The following is a 24,386-nucleotide window of genomic DNA, read 5'->3' as shown; positions in this document are numbered from 1 at the left end:
TGTGGCGAACCCGCCACCGCGCCGCGAGGACGTAGTGGGCGGGCTCACCCCGATCACCTGGTCAGCGCGGCGCCGGTGATCCCGCTGAGCGCGTCGTTGGCCAGGAAGACCACCACGAGGCTGATCGCGACCAGCAGCGCCAGCGCGCCGGCCAGGACGATCACCACCCTGGTGTTGCTCGACCGGGTCGCCGGGGCGTCCTCGGTCCAGCCCTGGGCCAGGATGTGCCCGGTCAGCGAGCCGGAGTTCTCCAGCGGGTTGCCCTGCGGGAAGGAGACCGTGGCGAAGCCGGGCCCCTCGGTGCCGCCGCCGTACACGCTGCCGGCGGGGCCGTTCGCCGGGGCGGCCGGCCCCGGGATGTGGCCGGCGGACCCGTACCCGGTGGCTCTGGTCGACGACGGCCAGGCCGGCAGGGCCGGGGCGGGCACCACCGGTGGCGCGCTGGGCGGCGGTGGCGCGGCGGACGGCCCCGCGGCCCACGGCGTGGCGGGCACCTCCGGCTCCCCGGAGCCCGCGAGCGGCGTCGACCCCGGTACGCCGGCCATGGCGGGCGGCGGCGGGAACGGCGGCGCGGGCATCGGGCCGGGTGGCGACGGAGGCGGCGGCACCGGCGGTCCCGGCGGCGGCACCGGCGGCCCCGGCACCGGGGGCACCGGTCCCGGCGGGGTCGGGCCCGGCGGCGGTGCGGGCACCGGGGGCGCCGGCCGGAACGGGGGCTCCGGCGCCGGCCCGGGCGGCGCCGGGGAGGGCGGGTTCGGACCCGGTACGGGCGTCGGCGCCGGCTCGGGCTCCGGCACGGGCGGCGTCGGGGGCTGGGCCGGCTCCGGCGGCTGGGCCGGCTCCGGCGGTTCGGGATTGACCGGGCCGGCCCGGTAGACCTTGGCGCTGCCGGACGTCCCGGCGACCGCGGCGGCGACCTCGTCGGCCGAGGCCCGGGTCAGCCCGGGGACCGACGCGCTGGCCCGTGCCTGCGCCTGAGCGGGGACGGCGGTCTTCGCGGCCTGCGGCTGGGCGGGCCCGGACGCCGGCGCCCCGGGGCGTTCGGCGGCGGTGAAGGCGGACCAGGTCGACGGCGGCGGGACGGAGGCGCCGGGCTGGCGCCGGTCGAGCGCCGGGACCGACTCCGCCGGGCCGCCCGCCCGGTACGTGGTGGCGCTGGCCGGTGTGCTCGGCCGCTCCTCGGCCTGCGGTGGCACGGCGGCGCCGGCGACGCTCACCCGGGCCCGGGCGACGGCCACCGGGGCGTCCTGGCCCGGCCGCTCCTCCGCGGGGTCGGCCGGCCGGTCGTCGGCGGCCTCGGGCGCGGATCCGGGGTGGACCGTCTTCGCCGGAACGTCCTGCTCGCCCATCTCGCCCCTCCGCGCCCACGCTCGCCCCCGACCGTGGCGCCGGCCGGGCGTGCCTGGATCTCACCGTGCCACATTCCGGCCCGGGAGCACAGCCGGAGCGGACGGTTGGGTCAGTCGGTGGCGCTCGCGCTCGCCGAGGTGCTCCCGGCCGTGCTGCCGGTCGGGTCCGCGGCGCCGTCGGTCGGGTCCGCGCTCCCGGTGCTGGTCGGCGACGGGCTGGACGTGTCGGACGGGCTCGGCGTGGGCGACGGCGAGGTGCTCGGCGAGGTCGACGGGGTGGGCGTCGGGCTGGACGTGCTCGGCGTCGGCTTCGGCGTGGCCGTCTTCGTCGGCTTGGGCGTCGTGGGCTTCGGCGTGGGCGTCCGGGTCGGCTTGGGCGTCGCGCTGGGCTTCGGCGGGGTGGTCGGCGGCGTCGGGACCGGTGCCGGGGTGGCCGGGGCGGGGACCGCGCCGATCACCCGGGTGGCCGCGTAGAGCCGGGACCAACGGACCACGGAGATCTTGACGACGTCGCCGGTCCGCGGCGCCTCGACCATCTTGCCGTTGCCGATGTACATGGTGACGTGGTGGATGCTCGTCCAGCTGCTGCCCGAGGCGAAGAAGAGCAGGTCACCGGGGAGGAGCGCGTTGGGGTCGACCGTGCGGGACCGGGTGGCGTAGTACTGGTCCCGGGAGACGCGGGGCAGGCCGTGGTAGCCGGCCGCCTGGTAGGAGGCGAGCATCAGCCCGGAGCAGTCGAACCGGTCCGGCCCCTCGGCCGCCCAGAGGTAGGGGTCGCCGAGCTGGGCGAGGGCGTAGCGCACCGCGGCCAGCGCCCGCGGGTCGGCGACCCGCCCGCTGACGCTCTGGTTGACGACGTACGAGCTGCCGATCTGCTGTTCGGCGGCGTCCTCGCGGCGCTCGATCTCCCGCAGCTTGGCGGCGTTGTCCCTGCGGAGCTTGAGCAGCGTGGCTTCCTGCTTGTGCAGGTCGGTCTCGACCCGGGTGTACTCCGCGGTCTTCTCGGCCGCGCGCCGCTCGGCCGAGGCGTGCGCCTGGCGGGCGACCTGTTCGGCGGTGGTGGCCCGGGTCAGCTCGCCGGTGACGGCGGTGGTGGCGCCCTCGGCCTTGTCGCCCCGGGTGATGCGCTGGAGGTTGGCCAGGTCGCGCAGGCTGGCCCCGAACTCACCGGGCGGCAGCGCGGCGTCGGCCTTGACCGCGTCGGCGGCGGCGGTCTTCGCGTTCTCCTGGGCCCGGACGAGCGCTTCCTGGGCCTCCTTCAGCCGGGCGGCGGCCAGCGCCAGGTCGGCCTGCGCGGTGTCCCGCTCGCCCTTGATGCTGAGCAGGGTGTCGCCGAGCTGGGCGACCTGGGCGTCGACCTGGTTGATCTGGGCGATCAACGGGCCGTCGGCGGGGTTGGTGACGCCGGTGGGGAGGCCCGGAGTGGTGCCGGGGCGGCCGGTCACCGTGCCGGGCACGCCGGTCACCGTGCCGGGCAGCCCCGGGACGGCGCCGGGCGCCGAGGGAAGTTGGAGGGTGCCGGCGGCCCGGGGACGGGAGCCGGTGTCGGGGACGGTGTCGGGCAGCGGGTCGGCCCAGGCCGGGGTGGCCAGCGCCGCGGCGGCGACCGCCCCGAGCAGGGCGGACCAGAGCGCCGGGCGCAGCACCGGCGAGATCACCGGAATCCGGTTTCGTCGGTTTCGGCCCTGGGTGCTCTCGACCATTCCGCTCCCCGTCATCTGGTGCCTTCCGCGCGAGGTGGGCGCGCTGGGCCAGGACGGTACCGGTGTGTGTTCCGCCCCATCCTGTCTTACCTCACCAACGCAGCTATGTCGATGTGCGGAGGGTGACGGCCGGCCGGGAGTCCGGTGAAGTCGGCCGCTGCGGTTGACCGGGTCGCCGGGTCGTCGGGCGCGCGACGTACGCTCGACCGGGACCGCAGGTGGAAGGGACGTGGCTTTCGATGGACGCCGGACTCAAGCGCGAGCTCGAAGCGAAGGTCTACGCGGGGGAGCGGCTCACCCGCGCGGACGGCATCGCCCTCTACGAGAGCGACGACCTCGCCTGGCTGGGGCGACTGGCCCACCACAAGCGCACCGAGATGAACGGTGACCGGGTGATGTTCAACGTCAACCGGCACCTCAACCTGACGAACGTCTGCTCCGCCTCGTGCGCGTACTGCTCGTTCCAGCGCAAGCCGGGCGAGAAGGACGCCTACACGATGCGCATCGACGAGGCGGTCCGCAAGGCCAAGGAGATGGAGGACGAGCAGCTCACCGAGCTGCACATCGTCAACGGCCTGCACCCGACCCTGCCCTGGCGCTACTACCCGAAGGTGCTGCGCGAGCTCAAGGCGGCGCTGCCGAACGTCAAGCTCAAGTGCTTCACCGCGACCGAGGTGCAGTGGTTCGAGAAGATCAGCGGCCTGAGCGCCGACGAGATCCTCGACGAGCTGATGGACGCCGGCCTGGAGTCGCTGACCGGTGGCGGCGCGGAGATCTTCGACTGGGAGGTCCGGCAGCACATCGTCGACCACGCCTGCCACTGGGAGGACTGGTCGCGGATCCACGCCCTGGCGCACAGCAAGGGCATGCAGACCCCGGCGACGATGCTGTACGGCCACATCGAGGAGCCCCGGCACCGGGTCGACCACGTGCTGCGGCTGCGCGAGCTGCAGGACGAGACCGGCGGCTTCGCGGTCTTCATCCCGCTGCGCTACCAGCACGACTTCGTGGACTCGGCGGACGGCAAGATCCGCAACAAGATCCAGGCACGCACCACGATGGCCTCACCGGCCGAGTCGCTGAAGACGTTCGCCGTCTCCCGGCTGCTCTTCGACAACGTGCCGCACGTGAAGAACTTCTGGGTGATGCACGGCCTCTCGGTGGCGCAGCTGTCGCTGAACTTCGGTGTCGACGACCTGGACGGCTCCGTCGTGGAATACAAGATCACGCACGACGCCGACTCGTACGGCACGCCGAACACCATGCACCGCGAGGACCTGCTGAACCTGATCTGGGACGCGGGCTTCCGCCCGGTCGAGCGGAACACCCGCTACGAGATCGTCCGCGAGTACGACGCGGCCCCGTCGCTGGCCGAGCGCCGCGCCGAGCCGCAGCAGGTCTGGGCCTGACCGCACGCCGATGAGCACCGAGGAGCAGCAGCGCACCTTCCCCCGGCGGGACGCCGAGGGGCGCATCCTCACCCTGGGTGACCTGCTCGGGGTGAGCCTCGCCGGGCTGGTGATCGGGGTGCTGGCGCTGGTGCTCTTCGAGTGGGCCTTCGCCACCATGGGCGCGGGCCGGTTCGGGCGGACCAACGGCTGGCTGGCGGTGATCCTTCCGCTGTGGCTGTTCTGGGACGACTTCCGGGCCTGGGAGTTCGGCGCGTCCCGGGTGCTCGCGGCGCTGGCCGGGCTCGTGCTCGGCGTCTTCGCCGGGCTGCTGGCGGCCGGCCTCGCCGCCGGGCTGCCGGCGCTGTTCTCCGGCGCGCTGGCCGCGGCGGTGTTCACCGTGGTCTACGCGGTGGTCTGGTTTCATGGCGTGCACTGGCTGGCCCGGCGGACGGGTTGAGGCGTGAGAGAGAAGGAAGTGCGGGCGTGAGCGCGAGGAGCGAACCGGGTTTGCGAGCCCCGCAGTCGCGAATTGGGGCGTCGCGGTGAGCGCGGCGGTCAAGTACACGCTGGGCCGGATCGGGCTGTTCGTCGGCGTGCTGGCGGCCCTCTGGTTCGTCGAGATGAACATGTTCCTGCGGCTGATGCTGGCGCTGGTGTTCTCCGCCGCGCTGTCGTTCTTCCTGCTCCGCGGCTGGCGGGACGAGATGGCCGGTGAGATGTCCGAGGCGTCGGAGCGGCGCCGCGCCGAGAAGGAGCGGCTGCGCTCCGCCCTGGCCGGGGACGACCAGGCCGAGCGCACCGACGAGCGCCGCGAGAGCTGACCTCGCGGGACGGGGCAGCGGGAGACGGCGCCGGCCGCTAGGGTCGGCGGCCGTGAGTTTCCTGAACACGATCAACGGGTGGCGGACCAAGGTCTTCGTCTGGATCGGCCTGCCGGTCATCGCCGCCATCGGACTGATGTTGAGCGTCACCGACCTCGCCCCGGCCTGGGAGGCGAAGAACGGTGGCGGAACGCCGGGCACCTTCACCGCAGTGAACGAGGAATGCGGCCGGCGCAACTGCGAGTGGCACGGGACCTTCGTCGCCACCGAGGGCGGCGCCCAGCGCGCCGACGTGATCCTCTACGACGCGCCGGACGAGCTGACCGCGGGGGCCACCGCCCCGGCGCTCGACTCCGGTGCCCGGAAGGGCGTCTTCTCCACCGCCGGCGGCTCGACCTACCTGCTGGTCACCGGGCTCGCCCTGGCCGGCGTGGCCGCCCTGGTGGCCTGGGTGTGGATCATCGTGCGGGCGATCCGGAACCGCCGCCGGGCGAAGGAGCCCACGGCCCCGCCGGCCTCGTTCGCCCCGTCCGTCTGACCAGACCCGGGCCCGGCGCGATCCCCCGGACGGGGAACGCGCCGGGCCCGGGGCGTTTCACCAGTTGGTCGAGCCCGGCACGACCGGCCAGGGCTTGTCGGTCGGCTTGATGAGGTACGCGATGCCGCCGGAGCCGGAGGCCACCGTGCCGTTCGCCCGGTACCGCTTGGTGCGCAGCCAGATCTGCTCGAACTGCTCCCGCTTGTACACGTTGCGCACGGCGTCGTTGGACGACGAGGCCGGGTCGTTGACGATCACGTCACCGTCGGCGGTGAAGCCGACGATCACGAACAGGTGCCCGGAGGTGCCGTAGTTCGCCGTGTCCAGCTCGCTGGCCAGGAAGGACTGCGAGGTGATCACCGGGATGCCGGCCTTGATGAACCGTTCCACCTCGTCCAGCGAGTGCATCCGGGTGACCCGGGCGTCCAGGCCCGGGAAGCTGGCCGCGTACGCGGTGTTGAACGGCCAGTTGCCGGCGCCCTCGTACTCGTAGTCGTAGGTCATCCGGGCGGCGTGGTCGACCGTCGGGTCGGCGTAGCTCGGGTCGACCCAGGCGGTGTCCGCGGCCGAGGGCTTGCGGCCCCAGTACTCGACCACCATCTCGGTGGAGGTGGGGGAGCACCAGGCTTCCCCGCCGTTGTCGAACTCGGGGTACTCGCCGACGTGGACGTTCTGCGAGTACCGCGGCACGGCCAGCTCGGTGCCCCAGGCGATGCCGCCCTTGCTCGGGGCGACGGTGAACCGGTCCGGCACGTTGGAGCTCATCGCGCCGAGCATCCAGACCCGCGGCGAGGCGGTCTGCCCCGGTGCGCGGTAGAGGGTCAGCCGGAGCTGGTACGACCGCAGCAGCACCCCGGCCTTGGCGTCGTCGATCGAGAACGTGTCGGTCCAGATGGTCGACCAGGGGTCACCCTGGCCGTCCAGCGTGGACCGCTTGATGTCCTGGTCGCCCGAGGCCCAGCGGCCCATGACGTACCAGGGAGTCTGCTGCCCGGTGTTGTACGTGCCGTGCAGTTCGACCTGGATCCAGGTGCCGGCCGGGGTCGCGGCGTTCCACGACGCGACCAGCTCGCTGGCGTCGAAGCCGACCTGCCGCTCGGGCGAGGTCCAGGTCGCGTACTCCCAGGTCCGGGTCGTGCCGGTGTGCTCGTCGGTGAACTCGGTGGTGCCGGCCGGCTGGCCGATGGTGATGCCGGTGCGGTCCCCCGGGATGGCGTACGTGCCGTCGTGGGTGCCGCCGCGCCAGTCGGGGTACTTGGACCACTCCTGGAAGGTGATCTGCTCGTCGTGCGCGCCGGTCGGCAGATTGTTGTCGGCGTGGGCGGGCGCCGTCACACCGACGAGGGCGAGCGCGGCGGCGCCGACGAGGGCGACCGCGCGCAGGGCTGGTCTGACCATGTGCACTCCGTTGGGTGGGAAGGGATGGGTCACCAGTTGGTGGAACCGGCCACGGAGGGCCAGGCCACCTCGGTCGGTTTGATGAGGTAGACGACGCCGCCGGAGCCGCCGCCGGTGCCGCCGTTCGCGGTGGTCCGCCGGGTGCGCAGCCAGATCTGCTCGAACTGGTCGCGCCGGTAGACGTGCCGGACGGCGGCGTCGCTGGGCGAGGCCGGGTCGTTGGCGATCACGTCGCCGGTGGCGGTGAAGCCGACCACCACCATGAGGTGCCCCGCCGTGCCGTAGCCCGCCCCGTCCAGCTCGCTGGCGAGGAAGGACTGGCTGGTCACCACGGGGATGCCGGCGGCGATGAAGTGTTCCAGCTCGTCCAGCGAGTGCAGCCGGGTCACCTTGGCCTCCAGGCCGGGGAAGCTGGCCGCGTACGCGGTGTTGAACGGCCAGTTGCCGGTGCCGCCGTACTGCCAGTCGTAGGCCATCCGGGCGGCGTGGTCGACCGTCGGATCGGCGTAGCCGGGGTCCACCCAGGACGTGTCGGCCGGGGAGGGCTTGCGGCTCCAGTACTCGACCACCATCTCGGTGGAGGTGGGCGAGCACCACGCCTCGCCGCCCCCGCCGTACTCCGGGTACTGGCCGGCGTGGATGTTCTGGGAGTAGCGCGGCACGGCCAGCTCGGTGCCCCAGGCGATGTGCCCGGCGCTCGGCGTGACGGTGAACCGGTCCGGCACGTTCGAGCTCATGGCGCCGACGGACCGCAGCACCGGCGTGACGGTCGACGCCGGGTCCCGGTAGAGGGTCACGCGCAGCTGGTACGCCCGCAGCAGCACTCCGGCGGCGGGGTTGGTGACGGCGAACGTGTCGGTGAGGACGCTGGAGGTCTTGTCGCCCTGCCGGTCGACGCTGGTCCGCCGGATGTCGCCGTCGCCGGAGGCCCAGCGGCCCATGACGTACCAGGGGGTGCGGGTGCCGCTCGTGTAGGTGCCCTGGAGTTCGACCTGGACCCAGGTGCCGGCCGGGGTGTCGGCGTTCCACGAGGTGACCAGCTCGGTGGCGGAGAAGCCGACCTGGGTGAGCGGTGAGGTCCACGTCCCGTACGCCCAGGTGCGCCGGGTGTTGCTGTGCGGGTCCTTGTAGAGGATGGTGCCGACCGGGGTGGTCAGGGTCAGGCCGGCGGCGGTGCCGGCCGTGCCGGCCGCGGTCCCGGTCGACCAGGCCGGGCCGGACCAGCCCTGCCAGGTGATCTGCTCGTCGTGGGTGACGGTCGTGGTCGCGCCGGCCGGGGCGGTGGTGCCGAGGAGGGCGAGTGTGGTGGCGCCGGCCACGGCGGCCGTGCGCAGGGATGTCCGGTCCATGGCAGCTCCTCCAGGTGAACCGCATCGTTGCCGTTCACTGTCGCGCCTGGAGGGAAGTTTCGCCAGAGGTTCAGGCATGGAAAATCATTGCCGGCGTGAGGATGCGGCCGGGATGGAAGCACATAGTGATGAATCACCGGGATGAGCGCCGACCAGTACAACACCTTCGCCACCATCGGCCGGCAGATGGCGTCCAGCAACGGCTACACCCCGGAACAGTCCAGCGACCTCTACATCGCCGACGGCACCAGCATCGACTGGATGTGGGGGCCCACAAGATCTGGGCGTACACCTTCGAGATGTATCCCGGGTCGGCCTCCGGGGGCGGTTTCTACCCGCCCGACGAGGTGATCCCCGCCCAGACCTCGCGCAACCGGGAGGCCGTGCTGCTGCTCTCCGAGTACGCCGACTGCCCGTACCGGGCGATCGGGAAGCAGAGCCAGTACTGCTGACCACGAGGCGCGGTGGGCCCGGGTCGCCGGGGTCCCACCGCGCCTCCCGTCCGGACGATCTCCGCTGGTCATGCGCTACGGTGGCACCGACCACCCCGCAGCGAAGCCGGTGCGAAACCGGCGCTGTCCCGCAACTGTGATGCCCCGCACACGGCGTCGGCCCCGAGCCGGCGCCGACACCTGTGGGGGGACGAGCCAGGTCGCCTGCGGCACGGTCGCGACACGCGCTCTCGAGGAAGGGCGCCTCGCGGACGGGCCCGCCCAGGTCCCTGTCGGCGAAGCACCACACTCCTCGACCGACAGGAGGACCGATGTCCAGACGTACCCCCCGGCTCTTCGCCGCCGCGCTCGCGGTCGGCGCGCTGCTTCTCGGCGGCTGCGCCGAGAAGACCTCGAACGACACCCCCGCGGCCGGCGGCAGCTCGGCGGCGGCCGCCTTCCCGGTCACCGTCGGCAAGCTGACCCTGGAGAAGCGCCCCGAGAAGATCGTCTCGCTGTCGCCCTCGGCGACCGAGATGCTCTTCGCCGTCGGCGCCGGCAAGCAGGTCACCGCCGTCGACGACCAGTCGAACTACCCGCCGGAGGCGCCGAAGAGCGACCTCTCGGGCTACCAGCCGAACGCCGAGGCGATCGCCGGGCGGAGCCCCGACCTGGTGGTGCTCGCCAACGACACCAACAAGATCGTCGACCAGCTCACCGCGCTGAAGATCCCGGTGCTGCTCACCCCGGCCGCGACCACACTGGACGACAGCTACCAGCAGATCACCGACCTGGGGAAGCTCACCGGCCACCCGGCCGAGGCGGACGCCGTCACGAAGAAGATGAAGGACGACGTCGCCGCCATCACCAAGGACCTGCCGCAGCGGGCCAGGAAGCTCACCTACTACCACGAGCTGGGCCCGGAGCTGTACAGCGCGACCAGCAAGACCTTCATCGGCTCGATCTACGCCCTGGCCGGTTTGCAGAACATCGCCGACCCGGCGGACGCCGACGGGAAGAACGGCGGCTACCCGCAGCTCTCCCAGGAGGTCATCGTCAAGGCGAACCCCGACTTCGTCTTCCTGGCCGACACCAAGTGCTGCAAGCAGACCGCGGAGACCGTCAAGGCCCGCAGCGGCTGGGCCGGCGTCACCGCGGTGAAGAACAACCAGATCGTGGCGCTGGACGACGACATCGCCTCCCGGTGGGGCCCGCGCGTGGTCGACCTGCTCAAGGTGATCGTCGACGCCACCGCCAAGGTCCCGGCCTGACGGTGACCGTGCGACCGGCGGACAACGCGTCCCGGCCGGCCGGGACGCCCGACGCGTCCCGGCCCGCCGGGGTGCCCGGCATGGACGACCCGGGCACGCCCGTGACCCGCGACGGGAAGCGGGCGGCCGCACCGGGTGCGTCCGTCCGGCCGGCCGGGCTGCGCACCCGCTGGCTGCTCGCCGGCATCGGCGCGGTGCTGGTGGCGCTGGTGGCCGGCGTCTCGCTCGGCCCGGTCAGCCTGCCGCCGGGCAGCGTCGCCGCCGAACTGCTCAACCTGCTGCCCGGGGTGCACCTGGACAGCGGGCTCAGCGAGCGGGAGATCGCCATCATCACCGAGCTGCGGCTGCCCCGGGTCGTGCTCGGCCTGCTCGTCGGGGCCCTGCTCGCCCTGGCCGGCGGCTGCTACCAGGGCGTCTTCCGCAATCCCCTCGCCGACCCGTACCTGCTGGGCGTGGCGGCCGGCGCCGGGCTCGCGGTGACCGCGGTCATCACCCTGGGCGCCGGAGCGGGTGGGGCGATCACCGGGCTGCCGGTCACCATCCCGCTCGCCGCGTTCGTCGGGTCGCTCGGCGCGGTCGCCATGACGTACGGGCTCGGCGCGGCCGGCGGCCGGAACCGGTCACCGGCCACGCTGATCCTGGCCGGGGTGGCGGTCTCGGCGTTCCTCTCCGCCGGGCAGACGTACCTGCTGCAACGGCACTCCGACAGCATCCAGCAGGTCTACTCCTGGCTGCTCGGCCGGCTGGCCACCGCCGGCTGGCACGACGTCCGGCTGGTCCTGCCGTACTTCGTGCTCACCGCCGTCGTGGTGCTGCTGCACCGCCGCGAGCTGGACGTGCTCTCCGTCGGCGACGACGAGGCGGCCAGCCTCGGGCTGCACCCGCAGCGCTCCCGCTACCTGCTGATCGCCGCCGCCTCGCTGGGCACCGCCGCCGCGGTGTCCGCCTCCGGCCTGATCGGCTTCGTCGGCATCATCGTGCCGCACACCGTACGGCTGCTCGCCGGGTCGAGCTACCGGGTCATCCTGCCGCTGTCGATGCTGTTCGGCGGGGCGTTCCTGGCGCTGACCGACGTGGTCGCCCGCACCGCCGCCGCGCCCGCCGAGGTCCCGATCGGCGTGGTCACCGCGCTGCTCGGCGGACCGTTCTTCGTGCTCGTCCTGCGCACCGCCCGCCGGGTGCTGACATGAGCGCACCCGCCGTGGAGCTGCGCGACCTGCGGATCGACCTGGGGGGCACGCCGATCCTGGCCGGCGTCGAACTCACGGTCGCGGTGGGCGAGTGGGTCACCGTGATCGGCCCGAACGGCGCCGGGAAGTCGACACTGCTGCGCGCCGTCGGCGGCCTGCTGCCCGCGCCGGGCGCGGTCTCCCTCTTCGGTACGCCGATCAACTCCCTCCGCCGCCGCGACCGGGCCCGGGTGGTGGCCACCGTGGCGCAGTCCCCGGTGGTGCCGGCCGGCATGTCGGTCCTCGACTACGTGCTGTTGGGGCGCACCCCGTACATCCCGGCGCTGGGCCGGGAGTCCGCCGCCGACCTGGCGGCCGTGCACGAGGTGCTGGACCGGCTCGACCTGGGCGCGTTCGGGCGCCGCGAGCTGGCCACCCTCTCCGGCGGCGAGCGGCAGCGGGTCTTCCTGGCCCGGGCGCTGGCCCAGGGCGCCACCCTGCTGCTGCTCGACGAGCCGACCAGCGCGTTGGACATCGGCCACCAGCAGGAGGTGCTGGAGCTGGTCGACCAGCTCCGCCGCGAGCACAGGCTGACCGTGCTCGCCACCATGCACGACCTCTCCATCGCGGGCGAGTACGCCGACCGCCTGGTCCTGCTCGCCGACGGCCGGGTCGCCGCGGCCGGTCCGCCGCAGGAGGTCCTCACCGAGGCCCTGTTGGCCCGCCACTACCGCGCCAACATCCGCGTCATCCCCGGCGAGCACGGCCCCCTGGTGGTCCCCGTCCGCCCCCGCTGAACGGAGGGCCCCTCCTGACACCGGGTCAGCGCAGGGCCGTGACCGAGAAGAGCGCCCCCTGGGGGTCGCGGAGCGCGGCGCCGCGGCCGGCCGGGTTGTCCCGGGGCGGGACGAGGATGGTGCCGCCCAGCTCGGCGGCGCGGGCCGCGGTGGCGTCCGCGTCCTGGACCGCGAAGTAGACCGTCCAGTACGCCGGCAGGTCGTCGGGCAGCGGCTCCAGCTGCGGCATCATGCCGGCGACGATCCGGGCGCCGCACCGCCACCCCGTGTAGGTGACCGGGCCGGACGCCTGCTCCTCGGGGTGCCAGCCGAAGACCAGCGCGTAGAACTCCTTCGCCCGTTCGGGATCGGGCGTGACCAGCTCGTTCCAGCACAGCGAGCCGGGGGCGTTGAACAACTCCGCCCCGCGCATCGCCATGGGCTGCCAGACGCTGAACACCGCACCGGCGGGGTCGGCGAGGACCGCCATCCGGCCCAGCCCGAAGACGTCGAACGGGGAGACCACCACCTGGCCGCCGGCCGCCTCCACCCGGGTGGCGACCAGGTCCGCGTCGTCGGTGGCCACGTACGTCGACCAGACCGGCACCTGGTCCGGTGCGGCGGGCGGCCCGGCCCCGGCGACGGCCCGGCCGTCCTTCAGGAACGTGGTGTAGCCGCCGGCGCCCGGCTCCGTCGACACCCGGCCGGTCCAGCCGAACAGCTCCGGGTAGAACCGCTTCGCGTCGTCCAACCCGGGGGTGGCCAGGTCGGCCCAGCAGGGCGTGCCGGGCTCCACGCCGTCCACGCTGACCCCTCTCGCCGGGAGCGGCCCCGCTGGCACGCCCTGCCGGCATCGTGGCACCGTCCCACCGGCCACCGGGCCGGATTGGGACAAAAGGTCAGGTGAAGCGGCGTCCCTCGTCCCGCCGGTAGGCCCACCCGGCGACCGCCGCGAGCACGACGATCCAGACGCCGAGCATGATCATGGAGATCGGGTTCAGCTGCCAGTCGGTCACGGCCGCCCACATCAGCTCCAGCGCACCGCGCGTGGGCAGGTAGGGCGCGATCGCGTCGACGAAGCCGGGCGCGTTGTCCGGACCGAAGAGCAGCCCGCCACCGAAGGCGAGCGGGAAGAAGATGAGCTGGGCGACCACGATCGCCGCCTTGCTCGGCAGCGAGTAGCCGATGGCCAGCCCGAGCAGCGTGAACGGCACCGAGATCAGGGCGACCCCGACCGCGCCGAGCAGGAACTGCGCCGGGGTGACCCGGGCCGCGGTGGCCACCGCCGCGATCACCACCACCGGGAGCATGGACAAATAGGTGATGGTCAGACCGGCCAGGATCCGGCCGGCGAAGCGCGGGCCGGGGCCGGCGGGCAGGGTCCGGCTGTACGAGCTCCACGGCTGGTCGCGGTCCTCGGCGACGCCGATCCCGTACTGGAAGATGTTGGCGCTCATCACGGCGAAGGTGACCATCGCTGCGGTGGCGTAGGTGGCGGCGGTGGCATCGTCGCCCGCGAACGGCACGACGAAGAAGAGCATCGTGGCAGCCGGAAAGAACGCGCTGCCGAAGATCGCGACCGGGATCCGGATGATCTCCAGGAGCTGGTAGCGGGCGTGGACCAGGGCGAGCGGCACGGAGGTCTCCTAGGCGGGGGTGGGTGCGGGCCGGTCGCCGGCGGTCAGGGTGAGGAACGCCTCCTCCAGCGAGGTGGGCCGGACCTCCAGGTCGCGGAACGCCACCCCGGCGGTGACCAGGTCCCGGACGAGCTGGTCGGCGTCGGTGGTGAGCAGGTGGGTGCGCCCCTCGGCATGCTCGGCGGCCACCACGCCGGGCAGCGGCGGCAGGTCGTCGGCGATCAGGCTGACCCGTCGTACGCCGACGATGCCGCGGATCGCCGCCACCGAGTCGTCGGCGAGGACGCGCCCGTGCCCGATCACCACCACCCGCTCCGCCAGCGCCTCCACCTCCTCCAGGTAGTGGCTGCTCAGCAGGACCGTGCCGCCCTCGGCGTGGAAGGCCCGGACGGCCTCCCACAGGGTGCGCCGGGCCTCCACGTCCAGCCCGGTGGTGGGCTCGTCGAGGACCACGAGGCGGGGCCGGCCGACGAAGGCGAGCGCCACGGCCAGCCGGCGGCGCTGTCCGCCGGAGAGGCCGCCGGTCTGCCGGCGCACCTGGTCGCTGAGGCCGAACCGGTCGAGCAGCTCGCCCCGGGGCACCGGGTCGGGGAAGTGCGCGGAGACGAAGTCGACCACCTCGCCGACCCGCAGCGTGCCGGGCAGCCCGGTCTCCTGCGGGGTCACCCCGAGCTGCCGCCGGCTGGCCGGGTCGCGCGGGTCGCCGCCGAGCAGCTCGACCCGGCCGGAGGTGGGGCGGCGCAGCCCGACCAGCAGGTTGAGCAGGGTGCTCTTGCCGGCGCCGTTCGGCCCGAGCAGGCCCACCAGCTCCCCGGCGCGGACGGTCAGGTCGACCCGGTCCAGTGCCAGCACCGCGCCGTAGCGGCGGCTGACCTGGTCGGCGCGGGCCAGGATCATCTCGTGCTCCTCAAGGGTTGCGGTCCCGGGCGGAGGCGTGCCTACATCTGTGTACCGTGTCGGCGCGAGTCGCACTGCCCCACGCGAAGGGGCGCTGATCGCCTACTGTGGTAATCCCGTTGCCCGGCCGTGCCGGCGACGGGTGACTGTCGACTGGACACTGGGGAGGGTCCGTGACGAGTCCGAGCAGGAACCTCGAGGTCCAGCCGGAGGCGCTGACCGCCTTCGCCGCCGCGTCCCGGGACCGGGCCGGCCGCTTCCGCGAGCTGCGCCGGATCTTCCACGACGGGCACGTGCCCCGGCACGCCTTCGGCATCATGCCCGCGTCGTTCGGCCTCGCCGCCGCGTACGCCGAGCAGTTCGAGGCGTGCCTGCAGGGTCTGGAGGACGGCGCCGAGGTGATGGCTGACATCGCCGAGGGGATCAGCGACACCGCCGAGGCCTACACCGGCACCGACGTGGCGACCACCGACATGTTCACCCCGGGCACGTGAGGGCCGACCGATGAGCACCGAGGCGTTGCAGCGCAACAAGACCTACTTCGAGCAGATCGTCTCGGGCACGCCCGACCCGTTCAAGCCGCTCTCCAACGCGGTGCTCTGGCCGTTCGAGCAGCTGCTGGAGCTGGTCGCCGGCGAGCCCGACGACCTCATGAAGGCGGCCCAGCTCGCCCTCACCACCGGCGAGGCGGTGCGGCAGATCGCCGGCGACCAGATCGCCGACCGGGCCCGGCTGCGCGGCGCCTGGGACGGCGACGCGGCGGAGAAGTTCCACGCCTCGATGGAGTCCGTCGAGGAGGCGATCGAGGAGCTGGCCAAGGGGCTGGACGGCACCAAGGAGGTGCTGGTCGACGCCGCGAACGCGGCCGTCGACGCGTTCAACCTGCTGGTCGAGCTGATCCTGGAGTTCCTGCTCTGGTTCCTGACCGAGGTGATCATCGCCGCGGTGGCCGCCGTGCTCAGCGCGGGCGTGACGCTGGCCGCCACGGTCGTGCGGGTGCTGGCCCGGCTGGCCACCACGGTCGGCCGCATGGTCAAGATCGTGGCCCGGTTCGCGGAGATCCTCACGAAGCTGGTCACCAAGCTGGAGCGGGTCGCCGAGCTGCTCATGGAGTACCGCCGAGTGGTGCTGGAGTTGAAGAAGGCCAAGAAGGCGTACCGGCTCTGGAACAAGTCCGGCTACGGCAAAGAGGCGTTCTCGTTCATGGCGAAGCGGACGGCCATCCTCTTCCCCGGCAAGTTCGCGATCAACCAGGCCTCGCCGGTGAACGTGAACGGCATCGGCGGTGCCCTGCTCGACACGGGGGTCGGCCTGCACGACGTCTCCGACGGCCACAAGGACCGCAACTACCTGGTGGACGGCACCTACTCGGAGGACCTGGGGCCGTACACCAAGGGCGTGCAGAACGTCTTCGACTCGATCGTGAACTGAGAGGCAGCCATGACCTTCCCCGCCCTGGACCGGATCGAGGCGCTGGCCCGCAACCTGGACGGGTGGCAGCGCGAACTCGGCGCGCGGATGGCCGAGCTGGAGCAGAGCAGCGCCGAGGGGGTGAGCGACTCCGGCCTGGTCACCGTCACCGCGGCCGCCGACGGCAAAATCCTCTCCACCGAGATCAACGCGCGGGCCATGCGCCTCGACTCCTACACCCTCGCCGAGGAGTTCACCGCCGCGGCGAACCGGGCCCAGGAGGCCGCCGCCGCCCGGGTCCGGGAGATCGTCGGCGAGGTGATGGGCAACGCGCCGGCCGCGGAGCGCCGCACCGACGACGGCTACGGCCACGACCGATACTGAGCCGATGGATCAGACCGCATACCGGGACCGGATCGGCCAGCTCGTCGAGCCGGGCGAGCGGGTGCTGGCGTACGCGGAGGCCGAGGCGGCGAACGGCGCGCCTCCGCCTCCGCCGCCCGAGGCGGCGAAGCCGGAGGCGCCCGCCGGCCGGGTGAGCATCGGGGCCGTGCTGCTCAACGTGATCTCGCCGCTGGTCAGTTGGGCATGGGGCGATCGGCTCGTGGACCGGGTGGTCTGGGGCATCGCCGGGCGCGGCGCGCCCGGTTCGGCGGCCTCCCGCCTGCGCCACGCGCTGCAACCGCCCGGCCCGGACCTGGCGGTGCGGGACACCCTGCTGGTGGCCACCGACCGGCGGCTGCTGGTCTGTGTGAGCGGGCCGAGGAAGTTGCTGTCCAGCCGGGCGGACGACGAGCGGTCCGTGGCGGAGACCGGGATCGCCTGGTCGGCGTCGCGGGCGGAGGTGGCGTCGGCCCGGGTGGGCTGGCACCGGTTGAACCCGAAGCGCCTGCGCCTCGACTTCGCCGACGGCTCCTGGCTCGCCTTCACCGTGCCGATCGCCGAGTCCGGCCGCCCGCTGCGGGACGTCGCGGCCGCCCTGTCCGCCTGAGCCGCCGCGTGCGCCCGGCCGTCGGTCAGCCGGCCAGCGGGGCGGGCAGCGGCTCGCGGTGCAGCACCGCCAGGCGGGACACCGCCCGGGTCAGCACCACGTAGAGGCGGTGCAGGCCGCGCGGCTCGGCGGCCACGATCGCGGCCGGCTCGACGACCACCACGTGGTCGTACTCCAGGCCCTTGACCAGGGTCGCCGGGACGACGGTGACCCGCGCCGCGGCCTCCACGTCGTCGGCGGTCGCGGTCTCGACGCCCGCGTCGGCGAGGGCCGCGCGGAGCCGGTCCACCGTCTCGTCGGCGGCGATCACGCCGACCGAGCCGTCGTGCGCCAGCGCCGCCCGCACCTCGGCCACCGTCGCGGCCGTCAGGTCCTCGACGGTACGCACGTCGAGCGACCCGTCGCGGCGCAGCGACTCCGCCGGGGGCACGTCGACGGCGAGCGCCGGCAGCAGCCGGTTGGCGAAGGCGACCACGGCGGCCGGCACCCGGAAACCGATGCTCAGCGGCACCACGGCCGCGTCCGGCTTGCCCAGGTGGGCCAGGGACTCCCGCCAGTCGGTGGCCGCCCACGGCGCGGTGCCCTGGGCCAGGTCGCCGAGGAGCGTGATGGAGCCGTGCTCGCTGCGCCGGGCGATGGCCCGGCACTGCATCGGCGAGAGGTCCTGCGCCTCGTCGACCACCACGTGCCCGAAGCCGGCGGGCCGTTCCAGCAGCCCGGCGGCCTCGTCGATGAGCACCGCGTCGGCGGCGGTCCACCGGGTCGCCTTCGGGGTGCGACCGACCGGGCCCGACCGGAACAGCTCCTGCTCCTCGGCCGTGAGCAGGCCGTCGGCGGCGGCGGCGAGCGCGTCGGGGTCGGTCCGCAGCCGGTGCAGCAACCCGTCGGGGGTGAGCGCCGGCCAGACCGCGTCGAGGAACTCGGTGACCGGCTTCGCCTTGCTCATCCGGCGCAACCAGGCGTCGCTGGGCGACTCGGCCCGGCGGGCCTCGGACTGGCGTTGCAGCAGCCCGACCACGCGGGCGCGTACCCGGTCCCGGCCGGTCGCGTACGGCAGGTCCTCGCGGCGGGTCTCCTCGACCAGCCGGTGCAGCGGGTCGAGGCCGATCCGCCAGCGGAACGAGCCGTCCGAGACCATGATCGGCTCGGTAGGCGTGCCGATGTGCGCGTCGACCGCGCGGCGCAGCACCTCGGCCATCCGGACGTCGTGCTTGAGGGCGGCCACGGCGGGGTCGTCGACCGCGCGGACCGGCACCCGGGCGACCAGGTCCTCCACCGTGGCCTGCTCGACCTCAACCTCGCCGAGCGCCGGCAGCACCGCCGCGATGTAGGACAGGAACGCCCGGTTCGGCCCGACGATCAGCACGCCCGAGCGGCGCAGCCGTTCGCGGTGCACATAGAGCAGGTACGCGGCGCGGTGCAGCCCGACCGCCGTCTTGCCGGTGCCCGGCGCGCCCTGGACGCAGATCGAGTCGGCGAGGTCGGCCCGGACCAGTTCGTCCTGTTCGGGCTGGATGGTGGCGACGATGTCCCGCATCGGGCCGACGCGGGGGCGCTCGATCTCGGCGGTGAGGATGCGGCTGGCGGTGCCCAGCTCCTCGCCGCGGTCGAGGCGCTCGTCCTCGAAGCTGGTCAGCACCCCGGAGCTGAACCCGAACCGGCGCCGGATCGCGACGCCCTGCGGGTCGCGGGCGCTGGCCCGGTAGAACGACCGGGAGACGGGCGCCCGCCAGTCCAGCACGAGCGGCTCGCCCAGCTCGTCGGTGACGTGCCGGCGCCCGACGTGGTATTCGCGGCCGGCATGATCCGGATCGACGTCACCGAAGTCGAGCCGGCCGAAGAAGAGCGGAGTGGTCGGGTCGTCGGCGAGTTCCTTGACCCGTCGGGCCATGTGCCGGCCGAGCTGCTCGGCGGTGTACGCGTCCCCGGCCACCTTGTCGCCGGTGGCGAAGAGGGACTCGGCGCGCTCGCGCATCCGGCGCAGCGCCGCGCGGGAGGTGTCCAGGTGGGCGCGCTCGGCGACGAGCTCGTCGTCCAGGGTCTGTTCTTGGGCGTGCAGGGTCATCCACGTACTCCTCGTCACGGGGAACAACGCTGCCGCTCGCGTTTCCGACCTCCGGTCGGCGCGGGGACGTCCTGTGCGGTGCTACTCACCACGGCCGTCAGGCGGGACAGAAAAGCCTACTCCGCCCGGATCGCCGGGCAACCGAATTTCCCGGGCACCGGCCGAGGCGGGATCATGGGTGCATGACCGAGGCGCGGCCGGAGCAGCGGCGGATGACGATCAGCGACCCGCAGGTGATGCGGGCCCTGGCCCACCCGGCCCGTATGGCGATCATGGAGCATCTCAGCACGGTCGAGGGCGGTGCGACCGCCACCGAGTGTGCCGAGATCGCCGGGCTGTCGCCGAGCGCGACGAGCTACCACCTGCGGGAGCTGGCGAAGTTCGGCCTGATCGAGGAGGCCCCGAGCCGGGGGGACGCCCGGGAGCGGGTCTGGCAGGCGTTCAGCCCCTCCTACTACGTGGAGTCCGGGCAGGACGCCGACTCCGAGGCCCGCGCCGCCGAGCTGGCCCTGGTCGACGCGCACCTGGCCCGCGACAGCCAGCGCGCCCGGGACTGGATCCGGCGCGCCCCCGACGAGCCGAGCGACTGGTACCGGGCAGCCTGGTTCAGCGACAGCCTGCTCCAGGTCACGGCCGAGGAACTGGCCGAGCTGAATCAGGCGATCCAGGCGCTGCTGGACCCCTACCGGCGCCGGCTGCGGAAGGAACCGCCGGAGGGCTCCCGTACGGTCGCCGTGCAGTACCGGGCGCTGCCCATCGACTGACCCGGGGTTGCGCCGACAGGTGTGAAGGATTACTTTCGAAATATGTCCTTCGCATCTGGCCCGTCCCGCTGGCCCGACGTCTGGCTCGCCACCGCCGCGCGGGGCGTTTCCAGCTGCGGGGACTTCCTCGCCGCGAGCGCACTGACGCTGGCGCTCCAGTCGGCCGGGGCCGGCGGTCTCGCCGTCTCCGGGCTGCTGCTCGCCGCCACGGTGCCGCTGGTCGCGCTCGCCCCGCTGACCGGCCGGCTCGCCGACCGGGTGGACAGCCGGGTGCTGCTGGTGGTCGCCGGGCTCGCCCAGGCCGCGATCTGCCTGGCGCTCGCGTACGCCGGGCACCCCGCCCTGGTCATCGCGCTGGTGGCGCTGCTCGCGGCCGGGCTCGCGGTCACCCAGCCGGTGCTCGCCGCGCTGGTGCCGGTCATGGTCCGGGCCGAGGACCTGCCCCGGGCCGGTGCGCTGAACCAGACGGCCGGCACGCTGGGCGCGCTGGCCGGTCCGGCGCTTGCCGGACTGCTCGTCGGCCAGTTCGGCACCCGGGTGCCGCTGCTCGTCGACGCCGTCAGCTACCTCGCGCTGGTGGCGGCCGGCCTGCTCATCCGTACCCGGCGGGGTGGCCGGCGGTCGACGGCGCCGGCGGCCGGCGGCGTGACCCGACCCCCCGCGTGGCGGCTCCGGGCCGATCCCCTGCTGATGGTGATGGTGGGCAGCCTCGCCGCGGTGATCGCCGCGGTCGGCGCCATCAACGTCATCGAGGTCTTCTTCATCCGGGAGACCCTGCACAGCACCACCACGGTCTACGGCCTGGTCACCGGCGCCTGGCCGCTGGGCATCGTCCTCGGCGGCTGGCTGTTCGCCCGGCTCGCCCGCCGGCTCACCGACGACGGGGCGCTGCTCGGCGCCGGGCTGGTCCTGCTCGGCGGCTGCTGCCTGGCGGTGCTGGCCTCGGCCGCGGTGCCGTCGGCCTGGCTGCTCGTGCCGATCTGGCTGGTCGGCGGGGTGGGCAACGGTGGCGACAACGTCTTCAACAACCTGTTGCTGGCCCGGCGGGTGCCCGAGGCGGCCCGGGGCCGGGCCTACGCGGTCTTCGGCGCCGCGGGCCAGGGAGCGGGGATGGCCGGCTACCTGATCGGCGGCCTCCTGCTGGAGGTGGCCGCACCCCGGCCGCTGGTCGCCGGCTGCGGGGTGGCCGGGGTGCTGGTGGTCGTCGCGGCGGCCTGGCCGGTGTGGCGGGCGGTCCGCGCCGAGCGCTCGGCCCGGCCCGTCGCCGGGTCCGGGAGCGAGCCGCGTGGGGAGTTGGCCACTTCCTTCCCCTCCCGCTGAGCCGGCCCGACCGGGCAGGGATACGGTCGGGTCATGGCCGACCGAATCGCCCGCCCCCGGGTGGGGCACATCCAGTTCCTGAACTGCCTGCCGATCTACTGGGGGCTCATGCGGTCCGGCGCGCTGATCGACGTCGACCTGCACAAGGACTCGCCGGATCGGTTGAACGCCGGGTTGGTCGCCGGTGACCTGGACATCGGCCCGATCTCGCTCGTGGAGTACCTGCGGCACGCCGACGAGCTGCTGCTCCTGCCGGACCTGGCGGTCGGCAGCGACGGCCCGGTGCTCTCGGTCAACGTGGTCTCCACCCGGCCCCTCACCGAGCTGGACGGCGCCCGGGTGGCGCTCGGCTCCACCTCGCGTACCGGGGTGCTCCTGGCCCAGCTGCTGCTCGGCGAGCGCTACGGGGTGCGGCCCGAGTACTTCCGCTGCCCGCCCGACCTGACCCAGATGCTGCTGGAGGCCGACGCCGGCGTGCTCATCGGCGACGTGGCGCTGCGCGCGCTCTACGAGGCCCCGCGCAAGGGCCTCGCGGTGACCGACCTCGGGCAGGCCTGGCGCGAGTGGACCGGCCTGCCGATGGTCTTCGCCGTCTGGGCGGTCCGCCGCGACTTCGCCGCCGCCCACCCCGGCCTGGTCAAGGAGGTGCACGAGGCGTTCCTGCGCTCGCGCGACCTGAGCCTGGCCGAGCTGGACCAGGTGGCCGAGGCCGGGGCCCGCTGGGAGCCGTTCGACGCGGCGACCCTGGCGACCTACTTCCGTACCCTCGACTTCTCACTGGGCGAGCGGCAGGTGGCCGGCCTGCGGGAGTTCGCGCGTCGCGCGGCCGCCATCGGCGAGGCCCCGGCCCTGCCGGCGGGCGGGCCGGAGTTCTTCCAGGGCTGACGCCCTTGCACGGCGAAGCGGCGGTGCCCCGGGCGACCGGGACACCGCCGCTTCGCGCAGCGGGTGGGATCAGGTGGCGTCGACGCGCAGCGCCTCGGTGATCTTCTCGCAGGCGTCCATGCCGTACTGCCAGGAGCTCGCGGCGCTGAACGGGGTCTGGACCATCACGCCCATCGTCCAGGTGTCGCCGATGGCAAGGCAGTTGACGTGATACTCCCGCTCCTTCTGCCGGTCGATCCACCCGTTCTTGATGGCGATCTGCTTCTGTTCGGCGGCCGAGAAAGCCTTGCGGATGCCGAAGTCGCCGTCACCGCGGACCAGCCGCATCTCGTTCAGCAGCCACTTGGTCCACTTCGGCCCGGCGGCGCGGCCGTCGTCGATGCAGAGGCCGAGCCGCGCGGTGTCCCGAGGCGACAGCATCGTCCGGCTCCAGCCGCCGTCGCTGGCGACCTTGCTGTCGGTCAGCTTGCAGATCGAGATCAGCCGCTTGATCGAGGCCGAACCGCCCACGCTCTCGTAGAACTCCTGCGCCCTGGTGTTGTCGCTGTCCCGGATGATCTGCGTGGCGTCGTCCAGCTTCGCGTCGCTCGGGGTCTTGCCCGCCTCGGCGCTCCGGCGCAGGTAGTCGGCGACAACCCAGGACTTGATCATTGATGCGGTGGTGCTGGTCTCGTTCATGTTCGCCGAGCCGATGATCTTCCCGGTCCGCTTGTCCAGCACGGCCCAGGAGTACCAGCCCTTGATGCCGAGGCCGTCGAGGTCCTGGGCCTTGAACGGCAGCGGCTCCAGCGACGGCGAGGGTGACGGCTCGGCCCGGATGCTCCGGTCGGTGGGCGCACCGGCGGACCGGCCGCTCGCCGTGCCGGTGTGCGAGGCGGCGGTGGGGCGGAACGGTGAGCCCGGCACGAACCGGAGCGAGACGAGCACCAGGCCCACCAGGATCACGGCGATGGCGCTGTACGTCAGCGTGCGGTGGTCGCCGCCCGGCCGGCGCCGGCTGCCCGCCATCAGAGCTTCCCGACCGGCTGCTGCGGCACCTTGAGGGCGGCGCCCGGCTGCGGGGTCACCAGCTGGGTGGCGACGCTGGCGCAGACCTTCGCACCGTACGAGGGGGTCTTCGGGTCGCCGGCGCCGGGATAGCGCATCATCACCGCCAGGGTCCAGTCGTCGGCCACCGCGAGGCAGTTGACATGCCACTGGCCGTCGGCCCAGAGCATGGTGAAGCCGTTCTTGATGCTGACCGGCCCCTGGGACGTGATCGATTCGGGCAGGCCGTCGACGATGCCCCAGTGACCGCCCTGGACGGCCTCGGACTTCTGGTCCTTGACGCCGCCGCGCACGTGAGCCATCTCGTTCAACACCCACTTCGTCCACTTGGGCCCGGCGGCGGTGCCGTCGCCGATGCAGTCGCCCATGCGCACCGCGTCGCGCGGCGACATCTGGGTGTACGCCCACTTGGCCTTGGTGGGTTCAATCTTCGTGTCGGTCAGCTTGCACATCTTGATCAGCCGGATCAGCACCGGCTTGCGGCCACCGGCGTTGTAGAGCGCCTCGGCCGAGATGTCGTTGCTGTCCCGGATGGCGGTCTCGGCCTGCTTCTTGCGCGCCGCGCTGGGCGCCTTGTCGCGGAGCTGGCGCAGGTAGTCGGAGACGATCCACGCCTTGATCATCGACTCGGTCGAGTTGGTCGAGGTCATGTTCGGCGCACCGCTGATCTTGCCGGTCTTCCGGTCCATCAGCGCCCAGGAGAAGAACTTGCCCTTGAAATTCACCGAGACCGGCCCGGCGGCCAGCGTCGGCTCCGGAGGCGCGGTCGGCGCGGGCGCGGGAACCTGCGCCACACCACCGCCGATGCCGCCCAGGCTTTCGCCGCCGGAGAGCTTGGCGTACGCGGCGGGGACCAGCATGCCGCCGCCGATGAGGACCGCCACGATGGCGAGCACCATGGTCACGCGAGGTCGCATGAGTGGGTGAACTCCAGGTTGTCTGGCCGGGGGGACCGGCGCTTCCGAAGGTGTTTCGGCCTGATCGCCGAGGCCGGGGGAGAGGGCCTGGAGCCGTGGCGATCGTCAGCAGCCGATCGGTGTGCCGGGCGAAGTCTACTTCCGGACAGGCCGGATGCCAGATCCCCAGGCCCGGCAACTCGCCGTGAAGGCGGGACATTGGACCGCTATGCCGCTCTTGTGGGGATTCATCTTCGGCACGTGGCCGAGGTCACAAC

At 73.3% G+C, this 24,386-nt stretch carries 24 protein-coding genes, 1 pseudogene and 1 riboswitch; of the genes and pseudogenes, 15 read left to right on the top strand and 10 right to left on the bottom strand.

The features are described 5' to 3' along the window. Positions 1-53 precede the first annotated feature (53 nt). Both NFX44_RS10910 and NFX44_RS10905 read right to left on the bottom strand, forming a co-directional pair. Positions 54-1,349 carry a hypothetical protein gene (locus tag NFX44_RS10910; RefSeq protein WP_262283382.1) on the bottom strand — a complete coding sequence of 432 codons (1,296 nt, stop codon included), beginning with the start codon at positions 1,347-1,349 and terminating at the stop codon, positions 54-56. A 110-nt stretch (positions 1,350-1,459) separates the two neighbouring features. Continuing rightward, entirely contained in the window at positions 1,460-3,052 is a 1,593-nt protein-coding gene (locus tag NFX44_RS10905) for a C40 family peptidase (protein WP_262283381.1), read from the bottom strand. Between the two features lie 239 nt (positions 3,053-3,291). Here NFX44_RS10905 and mqnE point away from each other — a divergent pair, with 239 nt between their 5' ends. From mqnE to NFX44_RS10885, 4 genes are all read left to right on the top strand, one after another. Continuing rightward, complete coding sequence (gene mqnE / locus NFX44_RS10900; protein WP_262283380.1) at positions 3,292-4,461, top strand: aminofutalosine synthase MqnE; 1,170 nt, start codon at positions 3,292-3,294, stop codon at positions 4,459-4,461. Between the two features lie 10 nt (positions 4,462-4,471). Further along, positions 4,472-4,900 (top strand): hypothetical protein, encoded by a 429-nt coding sequence (locus NFX44_RS10895; RefSeq protein WP_262283379.1) that lies wholly within the window; start codon positions 4,472-4,474, stop codon positions 4,898-4,900. A gap of 85 nt (positions 4,901-4,985) precedes the next feature. Further along, on the top strand, positions 4,986-5,264 hold the full coding sequence (locus NFX44_RS10890; protein ID WP_151461294.1) for a DUF4229 domain-containing protein: 279 nt from the start codon (positions 4,986-4,988) through the stop codon (positions 5,262-5,264). Positions 5,265-5,316: 52 nt separating this feature from the next. Then, positions 5,317-5,802, top strand: a complete 486-nt coding sequence (locus NFX44_RS10885) for a hypothetical protein (protein WP_262283378.1) — start codon at positions 5,317-5,319, stop codon at positions 5,800-5,802. Positions 5,803-5,859: 57 nt separating this feature from the next. On the opposite strand, the gene NFX44_RS10880 is transcribed toward NFX44_RS10885, so the two are convergent. Together NFX44_RS10880 and NFX44_RS10875 are read right to left on the bottom strand one after the other, a co-directional pair. Then, positions 5,860-7,200 (bottom strand): C39 family peptidase, encoded by a 1,341-nt coding sequence (locus NFX44_RS10880; protein ID WP_262283377.1) that lies wholly within the window; start codon positions 7,198-7,200, stop codon positions 5,860-5,862. A 29-nt stretch (positions 7,201-7,229) separates the two neighbouring features. Beyond that, positions 7,230-8,549 (bottom strand): C39 family peptidase, encoded by a 1,320-nt coding sequence (locus NFX44_RS10875; protein ID WP_262283376.1) that lies wholly within the window; start codon positions 8,547-8,549, stop codon positions 7,230-7,232. 138 nt (positions 8,550-8,687) lie between these two features. On the opposite strand from NFX44_RS10875, the pseudogene NFX44_RS10870 reads away from it, so the two are divergent. From NFX44_RS10870 to NFX44_RS10855, 4 genes and pseudogenes are all read left to right on the top strand, one after another. Continuing rightward, positions 8,688-9,001 (top strand): annotated as a pseudogene (locus NFX44_RS10870) (M14 family zinc carboxypeptidase); the annotation flags it as partial. Between the two features lie 105 nt (positions 9,002-9,106). Beyond that, positions 9,107-9,201: riboswitch (cobalamin riboswitch) on the top strand. 111 nt (positions 9,202-9,312) lie between these two features. Further along, positions 9,313-10,251, top strand: a complete 939-nt coding sequence (locus NFX44_RS10865) for an ABC transporter substrate-binding protein (protein WP_262283375.1) — start codon at positions 9,313-9,315, stop codon at positions 10,249-10,251. A 2-nt stretch (positions 10,252-10,253) separates the two neighbouring features. Then, positions 10,254-11,441, top strand: coding sequence for an iron ABC transporter permease (locus NFX44_RS10860; RefSeq protein ID WP_262283374.1), 1,188 nt, complete (start codon positions 10,254-10,256; stop codon positions 11,439-11,441). Further along, positions 11,438-12,217 carry an ABC transporter ATP-binding protein gene (locus NFX44_RS10855; protein ID WP_262283373.1) on the top strand — a complete coding sequence of 260 codons (780 nt, stop codon included), beginning with the start codon at positions 11,438-11,440 and terminating at the stop codon, positions 12,215-12,217. The genes NFX44_RS10860 and NFX44_RS10855 overlap by 4 nt, the downstream gene beginning before the upstream one ends. Before the next feature lie 25 nt (positions 12,218-12,242). Here NFX44_RS10855 and NFX44_RS10850 read toward each other — a convergent pair whose 3' ends face one another. From NFX44_RS10850 to NFX44_RS10840, 3 genes are all read right to left on the bottom strand, one after another. Further along, positions 12,243-13,001, bottom strand: a complete 759-nt coding sequence (locus NFX44_RS10850) for a VOC family protein (protein ID WP_262283372.1) — start codon at positions 12,999-13,001, stop codon at positions 12,243-12,245. Between the two features lie 94 nt (positions 13,002-13,095). Then, positions 13,096-13,833: an ABC transporter permease gene (locus NFX44_RS10845; RefSeq protein WP_262283371.1), complete on the bottom strand. Its 738-nt coding sequence runs from the start codon at positions 13,831-13,833 to the stop codon at positions 13,096-13,098. Between the two features lie 9 nt (positions 13,834-13,842). After that, positions 13,843-14,730, bottom strand: coding sequence for an ABC transporter ATP-binding protein (locus NFX44_RS10840; protein WP_262283370.1), 888 nt, complete (start codon positions 14,728-14,730; stop codon positions 13,843-13,845). Positions 14,731-14,903: 173 nt separating this feature from the next. On the opposite strand from NFX44_RS10840, the gene NFX44_RS10835 reads away from it, so the two are divergent. Genes NFX44_RS10835 through NFX44_RS10820 form a run of 4 tightly spaced genes read left to right on the top strand, consistent with a single transcriptional unit; the run spans position 14,904 to position 17,131 of the window. Continuing rightward, positions 14,904-15,224: a type VII secretion target gene (locus NFX44_RS10835; RefSeq protein ID WP_262283369.1), complete on the top strand. Its 321-nt coding sequence runs from the start codon at positions 14,904-14,906 to the stop codon at positions 15,222-15,224. 10 nt (positions 15,225-15,234) lie between these two features. Further along, complete coding sequence (locus tag NFX44_RS10830; RefSeq protein ID WP_262283368.1) at positions 15,235-16,161, top strand: WXG100 family type VII secretion target; 927 nt, start codon at positions 15,235-15,237, stop codon at positions 16,159-16,161. A gap of 9 nt (positions 16,162-16,170) precedes the next feature. After that, on the top strand, positions 16,171-16,524 hold the full coding sequence (locus tag NFX44_RS10825; protein ID WP_262283367.1) for a YbaB/EbfC family nucleoid-associated protein: 354 nt from the start codon (positions 16,171-16,173) through the stop codon (positions 16,522-16,524). Between the two features lie 4 nt (positions 16,525-16,528). Further along, positions 16,529-17,131 carry a hypothetical protein gene (locus NFX44_RS10820; RefSeq protein ID WP_262283366.1) on the top strand — a complete coding sequence of 201 codons (603 nt, stop codon included), beginning with the start codon at positions 16,529-16,531 and terminating at the stop codon, positions 17,129-17,131. A 25-nt stretch (positions 17,132-17,156) separates the two neighbouring features. Here NFX44_RS10820 and NFX44_RS10815 read toward each other — a convergent pair whose 3' ends face one another. Beyond that, complete coding sequence (locus NFX44_RS10815) at positions 17,157-19,196, bottom strand: AAA family ATPase (protein ID WP_262283365.1); 2,040 nt, start codon at positions 19,194-19,196, stop codon at positions 17,157-17,159. A gap of 182 nt (positions 19,197-19,378) precedes the next feature. On the opposite strand from NFX44_RS10815, the gene NFX44_RS10810 reads away from it, so the two are divergent. The 3 genes from NFX44_RS10810 to NFX44_RS10800 are packed head-to-tail and all read left to right on the top strand — an operon-like array spanning position 19,379 to position 22,165. Next, complete coding sequence (locus NFX44_RS10810) at positions 19,379-19,960, top strand: winged helix-turn-helix domain-containing protein (protein WP_262283364.1); 582 nt, start codon at positions 19,379-19,381, stop codon at positions 19,958-19,960. 42 nt (positions 19,961-20,002) lie between these two features. Then, on the top strand, positions 20,003-21,280 hold the full coding sequence (locus tag NFX44_RS10805) for an MFS transporter (RefSeq protein WP_262283363.1): 1,278 nt from the start codon (positions 20,003-20,005) through the stop codon (positions 21,278-21,280). Between the two features lie 33 nt (positions 21,281-21,313). Beyond that, entirely contained in the window at positions 21,314-22,165 is an 852-nt protein-coding gene (locus tag NFX44_RS10800) for a menaquinone biosynthetic enzyme MqnA/MqnD family protein (RefSeq protein WP_262283362.1), read from the top strand. A 69-nt stretch (positions 22,166-22,234) separates the two neighbouring features. On the opposite strand, the gene NFX44_RS10795 is transcribed toward NFX44_RS10800, so the two are convergent. After that, positions 22,235-23,173, bottom strand: coding sequence for a hypothetical protein (locus tag NFX44_RS10795; protein WP_262283361.1), 939 nt, complete (start codon positions 23,171-23,173; stop codon positions 22,235-22,237). Then, positions 23,173-24,129, bottom strand: a complete 957-nt coding sequence (locus NFX44_RS10790; protein ID WP_262283360.1) for a hypothetical protein — start codon at positions 24,127-24,129, stop codon at positions 23,173-23,175. Before NFX44_RS10790 ends, NFX44_RS10795 begins: the two co-directional genes overlap by 1 nt. Positions 24,130-24,386 lie beyond the last annotated feature (257 nt).

Source organism: Micromonospora sp. MA102, assembly GCF_025460765.1.
Taxonomy (GTDB): Bacteria; Actinomycetota; Actinomycetes; order Mycobacteriales; family Micromonosporaceae; genus Micromonospora; species Micromonospora halotolerans.
This window is presented reverse-complemented; position numbering and strand designations above follow the sequence as displayed.